This is a genomic window from Microcystis sp. (genome assembly GCF_048564745.1).
Taxonomy (GTDB): Bacteria; Cyanobacteriota; Cyanobacteriia; order Cyanobacteriales; family Microcystaceae; genus Microcystis; species Microcystis ichthyoblabe_A.
In genome coordinates, this window is record NZ_JBLZRT010000207.1 from 1 (window position 1) to 8266 (window position 8266).

An 8266-nucleotide genomic window follows, 5' to 3' on the forward strand; every position below is an offset into this window, starting at 1 on the left:
TTCGGATACTTTCATCAAGATACAGAAATCGCAGACGGCGATTTGGTCTGAGATTGAATTTGATTGCTGGTATCTACAATTACGAACTTCGTTACCGACAAAAGGATATATCTTGATTACTTTTGCAAGAGATCTACTGATAATTGCTGATTGTCGGTATTTCTGCAAATGTGGGATGCAGCCGGGGGCAGGGTGTAGGGTGTGGGGTTTTACCCATTTTCATCTGGTCAATATTTTTCTTTTTTCTTCAGAAAATAGGGCTTGAAAACTAACTATCACATAGCTAATTTTCAAGCCCTTAATTGTAGGAATCCTAGGCTAAATTAGGATTCACTTTCGATATAGATAAATAACAACCCCATAACCACGGCTGGCATTAACCAACAGACGATCGGGATTAAAATCCAAGGCAGATAAGAAGCTGCGTAGTCACCAGTCATGTCAAATGCTCCTAGTAAAAAAATAAGGAAATGATAATCAGGTAGAAAAAGGGTTAATTATTGATTAAAAACCCCGCGCATGATGCCATCAACGACACCAAGATTTTCTAGGAGGAAATAGGCCACAAAAGCGCCACCCATACCACCAATAAAGAAACCAGCGGCGAATTGACTCCAACCCTCGGAGGATTGCAGAGGATCACCACTAGCGGCCTTACCTTGGAAGGAGACAAGACCATAACTAGCTAAACAACCCGTAGCCAAGAGAACCATGGCCAAAGCGGGGATTAAGCCGCCGAGATTAGCATATTCCGAGTCTCTCAAGGGTCCCAGGACGACCCAGGGACCACCGAGGAAATAACCGTGGGCCATACCCACTTCTAGACCGCGCAGAATCGGAGCTAGACCGGGACGATAGGCAGGTAAGTTACCAATAAAAGCTTTGGTAAAACCAGAAGCGGAAATGGGGGTAGCTAGATGACCAATGAACGGATCATCATTGTAGGGTGTCACCACCTGTTTGTATCCAGTTTCAGCCATTGTGTTTGAGTTCTCCTTTTTCCGATCAACAGGAAAATTGATCATAAAACTTTAAGATTACACTTTAGGCCTAAGAATTACTTCAAGCAACCCCATCGATCGAGTTTTCAAGGGTTGACGGCTGAAACTCTCACAATTCGTTACATTTCTCTCAGGAGACGGGGGAGTGGGGGAGATGGGGAGATGGGGAGATGGGGGAGATGGGGAGCTTTGTTTCAGTGAGCAGTAAACAGTAATCAGTGAACTGAAAACTCACATCTGATACTAAATCCGTTGAGTATAGGCTACATATCAGGATGGGCAAGAGGCAAGAGGCAAAAGGAGGAATAGATAATCAGTCTTTAATAACTGGATTTAGTATGATAACTGCTCACTGATAAGTAGGTAGGCGTTAAAAGTTGTCAGATGCCCCCCTTATTAAGCTATCCCTTATAGGGATCTTTCTTAACAATTTTTTCAGTAAGCACTCCAACCCTTATCCTGACTGGATTTCAGTTTTTTCCTTGTCAGTAAGGGTGTCAACAAGGAATATTACAGATTGTTAACCGAGTCTTGAAAGCCTTGTGCTACAAAGGTTTGAAATGTTAAGAAAGATGTGACTAAAGGACAGCTTATTAAGGGGGGATTAAGGGGGGATCCCCCCGCCTATCGGCACCCCCCTTATCAAGGGGGGCAGGGGGGATCGAACCTAAAATCCATTTTTAATTTAATTATAACCAGCTACTTAACTGCTCACTGATAACTGCTCACTGATAACTGATCACTGCTCACTGATTACTGATTAAGGGATAATCAACACTGGGCAGGGGGCAAGGTTAATAACTTTGGTGGTGACGCTTTCGGACACACCTTCGCCGGTTAATCCTAAACCGCGACAACCCATAACGATCAGGTGAGCATTAATTTCATCGGCCACATCACAGATGACAAAAGAAGGCATTCCCTCCCTTTCAATCATTTCCGCCTTGATGCCAGCTTGAGCGAAAATCGCTTGGGCCGATTGTAACAATCTATCCACCGCTTCGATCGAACTCATCTTATCGTCGGCGGCAATTTCTCCGGTGGGTGTCGTTTCCACCACCGACAACAGGACCAAACGACTGTCAAAGATTTTGACTAATTCGATCACACTACTGGTAGCGTCACGACTTTCGCGGCTGTGGTCGATGGGAAATAAAATCGTCTCAAACATAATTAACAAGTCTCTCCAATCAAATTTTTCTGGGCAAATCGGTCTTGGAACTGCAAAACTGATCCCCAAATCTGAAATAATCTTTGTCAAAGTAATTGCCGCAAGTAGCGATACCCTGATTTAATCTTTATTGTACGGTAAGCAATCTAGGAGGTTATGGGCTGTGCCAAAAAAAACAGTAGCGAATTTGACAGAAGCCGATTTAGCGGGCAAACGGGTCTTAGTCCGGGTCGATTTTAACGTTCCCATGGACAAAGCCACCGGGGCAATCAGCGATGATACCCGCATTCGGGCGGCACTACCAACTATTGAGGATTTAATTAAAAAAGGGGCTAAGGTTATTTTATGCAGCCACATGGGTCGTCCCGACGGTCAAGTTAAAGAAAATTTGCGTCTGACTCCTGTGGCTAAACGTCTCTCGGAATTACTGGGCCAAGAAGTAGTCATGTGTCCCGATTCTATTGGTGAGGGAGTCACGGCAGCGATTAGCCAAATGTCTAACGGTCAAGTGGCCCTTTTAGAAAATCTGCGTTTCCACGGTGAAGAGGAGGCAAATGATCCCGATTTTGCCAAAAAATTAGCCGCTAATGCCGATTTATACGTTAATGATGCTTTTGGTACCGCCCACCGCGCCCACGCTTCCACGGAAGGCGTTACCCACTATCTCAGCCCCTCGGTGGCGGGTTATTTGATTGAAAAAGAGTTAAACTACCTACAAGCAGCTATTGAAACTCCCCAACGTCCCCTAGCGGCGATTATCGGCGGTTCTAAGGTTTCTAGTAAAATTGGCGTGATCGAAACTCTATTAGAAAAGTGCGATAAACTGCTCATCGGTGGCGGTATGATCTTTACTTTCTACAAGGCCCGCGGTTTAAGTGTTGGTAAGTCTTTGGTGGAAGAGGACAAACTGGAATTAGCCAAATCCCTGGAAGCGAAAGCTAAAGAAAAAGGAGTGGAATTCCTCCTTCCTACCGATGTGGTGTTAGCGGATCAATTCGATAAAGATGCCGAGTCCCAAATCGTCAAGGTCGAAAATATTCCCGATGGTTGGATGGGATTGGATATCGGACCTGAATCAGTTAAAGTTTTCCAAAAAGCTTTATCTAACTGTAAATCTGTCCTCTGGAATGGCCCGATGGGGGTGTTCGAGTTCGATAAATTTGCGGCGGGTACAGATGCGATCGCTCACACTTTAGCCGATTTAACCGCTACGGGTACAACTACCATTATCGGTGGTGGTGACTCGGTAGCGGCGGTGGAAAAAGTGGGAGTGGCGGAAAAAATGAGCCATATTTCCACCGGTGGTGGCGCTAGTTTGGAATTACTCGAAGGGAAGGTTTTACCCGGTATTGCCGCTCTCGATGAGGCCTAATTAGGGTCTGCTGAAAAAGTTTTTCCTGGGGGTAGGAGTCAGTAGCCGGTCGTCAGGAGTCGGTCGTTTTAGGCTTTGTTGCCCTTGTTTTTTGTACCAAGCGATGTACTACAAGAAGGATAATGCAAGGTTTTTGAACGTCCCAATCCTATTTTCTTGCACTAACATCGGACTTTAACAGGTCAAAAGCTTTATTTTAAAAGGGTTTTACCATTATTCAGCAAACCCTAATTATCTCTAATATCTAAGGTTTAAAAAAGGTGGGTGTTGCCCCACCTTTTTTTTATGAATTATGAATTATGAATTAGGGAGTGGGTTTTTCAAGTTGGATTGGGAGTTAATCATACCAAGACCTTTGCGACAAACCCTAAATAAGCTAAGACGTATTTAAACCGCTTATTCTTATTAGCCGAATCTCCCTCAATCCCTTTACTGTTGCCTTTTGCCTCTTGCCTCTTGCCTCGTCTCAACAAGCAATTTAAATTACGAACAGCTTAGTTGAGTCATTAGGATACTTCAATCGCGGTAAAATCCACTCGCTGATATAAATCTGTCAGGGATATTTGAAAATCTAGAGAAAACAAAGTTAAAATCGCTTCTTGGCTGTGATAATCCCGAAATTCCCAATGATCGCCTCTTTTATGAAACTGTTCGATATAATAACCATATTGATCAATTAAAATATATTCTTCAAAACTATCAAGAGAGCGATAAAATTTAAACTTATCACCCCGATTATAGTCTTGAGTAGATTTTGATAAAACCTCGATAATAACCTGTGGATTGGTAATCGTATCGGTGCGTCCTCTTTCAAGAATTGGTTCTCCCTTAACGATCATAATATCGGGATAGGTGTACATATTATAGGCGGGTATGGCCAAGCGTAGATCGTTGATAAATATATCATAGGCTTGATTCTGGATAGTTAAGGGAAATTTTCTACAGAAATTCAAGGCAATGCGATTATGGTTAGGAGTTCCCCCAGTCATAATAATAATTTCTCCATCTCGATACTCGTGTCTGTCGGTGGCAGTTTCCTCTAGTTGAAAGTATTCTGCGACTGTGTAGCGTTTCTCAGTGGTTGCGACCATATTGCCCCCTTGAAAGCAAAGCTCTGTCTTTATAATAACCTGTTTTCTGAAAAGGTAAGTAGCTGGTTATAATTAAATTAAAAATGGATTTTGCCTTTAATCCCCCCTTGATCCCCCCTTGATAAGGGGGGTGTCTGATAATTTTTAACGCCTACCTACTTACAATTATCGGTTTTAATCAGGTGCTGACTGCTGTATAAATATCGAGAGACCTTGTTAACAAGGTCTCTCCAAAGTGGGTGGGATTATTGTTGCTAATTTGTTAATCTGGTTGGGATAATTTGAGGATAGAGCTAGTGACTTTCATGCTTTCTTGATAAAGCACGTCCTGGCCCCAACGCTGTAACTGTTTACCTAGCAGAGTTTCTGTTTTTTGGTCTTCCAGATGGGACACTTGTTCAACGCGGCAAGATTGGGCCCCTCCCGAAGCTTCCATCCGCATACAGCCGGTAGTTCCCGAACAAATTACCGTGCAACAATCGGCCTGAAGATTAGTAGAAGTGAGTTTAATACTAATCAGATCTCCTTGTACTTCACCCCAATCGGCCACGGGAACACCGGCTAATTCTGCCTCAATTAAACGCTGGTCCTGACCGAGGAAGCTAATCCGATGAATAGCGTAATCTCCCGACCGGTGACTATATCCCACCGGTCGCCATTGTAACCGGCTGGCCATCCAACCGAGGAACATAAAAGCTTGACAAGGATTGCCCTTTTCGTAATCAATAGTGATGCGATCGACTTCCAGAATAGCATCCCGGCGCTCCGGTGGATCAAAAGCCTCGGCGGTTAGTTCTTGCCAAGGAGCGAGACGACTCCAGTTCAGGTCAGCTAATGGCACATCTGTGGCTAATAAATCCCCCACTTGCAGCAGTTCCGTTTCCGGTTCCCGAAAAGTGCTGGAATCGACGATAATCGTATCACATTGACTGGCCAGACGCTTAAATAGTCCATATTCCGCATCGGGACTGGCTTTCCACCAGAGAAATTTGGGCAAACTGGGAATAGTTAACTCGGAAATAATGCCGCCAATTCGTTCCAAGGCTTCCGCTGTACCGCTTAAAGTAACGTATTCACAGCAAACTAAAGTGTTCTGACTACGTTTGTTAACGGGACAATAGGCAGAAACAGAGGCTTTTACCCCTTCATCGGCCTCGGCGGTGGGACAGAGGGTAATAATGCGACAGGGATTGGAGGCAGCGATCGCATCTGCCACTCCAATCGCATCTAAATCGGCGGCGTATTGACGATGATTAGCCCCATCCTCGGCGTTTTTTTCCGCTGCCCAGGCCGCCCTTAGGCGGGCGACAAATTCATCGCTAGAAAGCCCAGTTACTTCTAGTTCTAGGTCCTTCTGGGCGACTTTGATGGCGGCGTGGGTCCGGGGACCGGCAATACCATCAATCGGGCCGGTGTAATAACCGAGAAGGGTTAACAATTCCTGTACCGCATCGGGTTCATAGACAATAAAGCTAAAGGTGGTGGCCCGGGTGGCGGCCATACCATCCTCATTATTATTATAGGATTGCCAGATATCGCGCAGTTCCTGCTCGATCACATCGATGGAAACATCTTTCGGTGCTTGCAGGGAGACAATGGGGGGGCTTTGGGTGGTCATGTCAGTTATCAGTTATCAGTTATCAGTTATCAGTTATCAGTTATCAGTTATCAGTTATCAGATGTGAGTTTTTAGTTTACTGTTTACTGATTACTGATTACTGTTCACTGTTTTAGAGTCGTCGCCAACGACGGCCATCGCGGTTAAGGAGAAATTCCGCTTCTGTGGGTTCCCAGGTACCCGCTTCGTATTGGGGTACGGAGGCGGGATCGGCGGGAGCGTCCCAAGCGGCGAGAGCGGGAGTAACGATGCGCCATGCTTCTTCTACCTCGTCAGAACGGGTAAATAGGGTTTGATCTCCCAGCATAGCGTCTAAAAGTAGGCGATTATAGGCATCGGCGCTGGTGACACCGAAGGAGGAACCATAGCTAAAGTCCATTTCTACCGTGCGCGTGCGTAATTCTGACCCCGGCATTTTCGCCTCAAAACGGAGGGCAATACCTTCGTTAGGCTGGATTCGCATACTCAGTACATTTGCATTAGTTTGTTGGGCTGCCGATTGGAAGATTAATAACGGCACATGACGGAATTGAATGGCAATCTCGGAAACTTTTTTGGGCAGACGTTTACCGGTACGCAGATAGAAGGGAACCCCCTGCCAACGCCAGTTATCTACCATTAATTTCATGGCCACGTAGGTGGGGGTGGTCGATTCGGGATTAACCCCCGGTTCTTCCCGATAGCCCGGAATGGGTTTTCCTTTCATCCAACCGGCTTTATACTGGCCGCGGATGGCGGATTTTTCTAGGTTATTAATATCGGCCAGGTGAGTCGCTTGCAGGACTTTGACTTTTTCGCCACGGACACTATCAGCGTTAATAGCGTTGGGTGCTTCCATCGCCGTCAAGCAGAATAACTGCATCAGGTGATTTTGCACCATATCGCGCAAAGCTCCCGATTTTTCGTAATATCCGGCCCGCTCCTCCACTCCCACGGTTTCGGCCACGGTAATCTGGACGTGATCGATAAATTGACGATTCCAGAGGGGTTCAAAGATAGCGTTAGCAAATCGGAACACCAGCAAGTTTTGGACGGTTTCCTTGCCTAAATAGTGGTCAATGCGATAAACTTGGTTCTCCTGACAAACCTCTTGTACGACTCGATTGAGAACTTGGGCAGAACTGAGGTCTTTGCCAAAGGGTTTTTCGATCACTAAGCGGTGTTTAATTGGGTCTTTCAGCATTCCGGCTGCCCCGAGGTTTTTAAGACCGGGGGGAAAGAAATTAGGAGAAACCGCTAGATAAAAGACTCGATTGCCGCGGGTTCCCCGGATTCCGTCTAATTCTTCCAGAAAGACTTTCATTTTGGCGTAACTTTCTGGATCGTCCATGTTGCCGGGGAAATAGTACAACCCTTGGGCGAAGTCTTGCCAATATTCCTCACTGCCAATCCCGTCGGAAAATTCTTCGATGCCTTGGCGCATCTGTTGGCGAAAATAATCATGACTCCACTCTCGGCGCGCTGTACCGACGATGGTTAATTCGGCCGGTAGTCGTCTTTCCCGTTTCAGTTGATAGAGAGCAGGAACCAGTTTTCTTTGGGTTAAGTCTCCCGATGCCCCAAAAATGACTAAGATTAGGGGTTCTGGGGTTCTTTCTTGTCGCAATCCCACTCGGAGAGGATTTTCGAGCAGCTTTACCATAGGATTTTGTCTAGCCGAGGTGCATTATTTTCCAGTCTAGCGAGAATACTCGACGGCATACCTAAAGTAAAAATTAATAACCACAATCAGTAATCAGTAATCAGTAATCAGTGACCAGTAATCAGTGATCAGTCATCGGTCATCAGTCATCAGTAATTGGATAATAAGTAGCTGGTTATAATTAAATTAAAAATGGATTTTAGGTTCGATCCCCCCTGCCCCCCTTGATAAGCTATCCATTAGTCGGATCTTTCTTAACAAAAAGAGAAGAAACTTAAAAAAAGGGGAAACGATTGATAGGTATAGTTTTGAAAGAAGGAATTAAGGTGGAGGTAAGCAAAAAAATGGAGAAATGGGCAGCCCAAGAATTA

7 protein-coding genes and 1 pseudogene are annotated in these 8266 nt (G+C 45.2%); 2 read left to right on the plus strand and 6 right to left on the minus strand.

The annotated features are described in order from the left end of the window. Positions 1-116 (plus strand): annotated as a pseudogene (locus tag ACOCD9_RS20970) (IS5/IS1182 family transposase); the annotation flags it as partial. 207 nt (positions 117-323) lie between these two features. Here ACOCD9_RS20970 and ACOCD9_RS20975 read toward each other — a convergent pair. The 3 genes from ACOCD9_RS20975 to ACOCD9_RS20985 all read right to left on the minus strand — a co-directional run bounded on the left by ACOCD9_RS20975 (position 324) and on the right by ACOCD9_RS20985 (position 2172). Beyond that, positions 324-440, minus strand: a complete 117-nt coding sequence (locus tag ACOCD9_RS20975; RefSeq protein WP_004162778.1) for a photosystem I reaction center subunit VIII — start codon at positions 438-440, stop codon at positions 324-326. A 57-nt stretch (positions 441-497) separates the two neighbouring features. Then, positions 498-980 carry a photosystem I reaction center protein subunit XI gene (locus ACOCD9_RS20980; protein ID WP_002737469.1) on the minus strand — a complete coding sequence of 161 codons (483 nt, stop codon included), beginning with the start codon at positions 978-980 and terminating at the stop codon, positions 498-500. Between the two features lie 781 nt (positions 981-1761). Then, complete coding sequence (locus ACOCD9_RS20985) at positions 1762-2172, minus strand: universal stress protein (protein ID WP_004162196.1); 411 nt, start codon at positions 2170-2172, stop codon at positions 1762-1764. A gap of 163 nt (positions 2173-2335) precedes the next feature. Here ACOCD9_RS20985 and ACOCD9_RS20990 point away from each other — a divergent pair, with 163 nt between their 5' ends. Further along, on the plus strand, positions 2336-3544 hold the full coding sequence (locus ACOCD9_RS20990; RefSeq protein WP_419548344.1) for a phosphoglycerate kinase: 1209 nt from the start codon (positions 2336-2338) through the stop codon (positions 3542-3544). 506 nt (positions 3545-4050) lie between these two features. Here ACOCD9_RS20990 and ACOCD9_RS20995 read toward each other — a convergent pair. The 3 genes from ACOCD9_RS20995 to zwf all read right to left on the minus strand — a co-directional run bounded on the left by ACOCD9_RS20995 (position 4051) and on the right by zwf (position 7895). Further along, complete coding sequence (locus ACOCD9_RS20995) at positions 4051-4635, minus strand: Uma2 family endonuclease (protein ID WP_419548346.1); 585 nt, start codon at positions 4633-4635, stop codon at positions 4051-4053. A 262-nt stretch (positions 4636-4897) separates the two neighbouring features. Then, positions 4898-6253 (minus strand): glucose-6-phosphate dehydrogenase assembly protein OpcA, encoded by a 1356-nt coding sequence (gene opcA / locus ACOCD9_RS21000; protein WP_287701731.1) that lies wholly within the window; start codon positions 6251-6253, stop codon positions 4898-4900. Positions 6254-6365: 112 nt separating this feature from the next. Next, positions 6366-7895, minus strand: coding sequence for a glucose-6-phosphate dehydrogenase (gene zwf / locus ACOCD9_RS21005; RefSeq protein ID WP_036402568.1), 1530 nt, complete (start codon positions 7893-7895; stop codon positions 6366-6368). Positions 7896-8266: the final 371 nt, after the last annotated feature.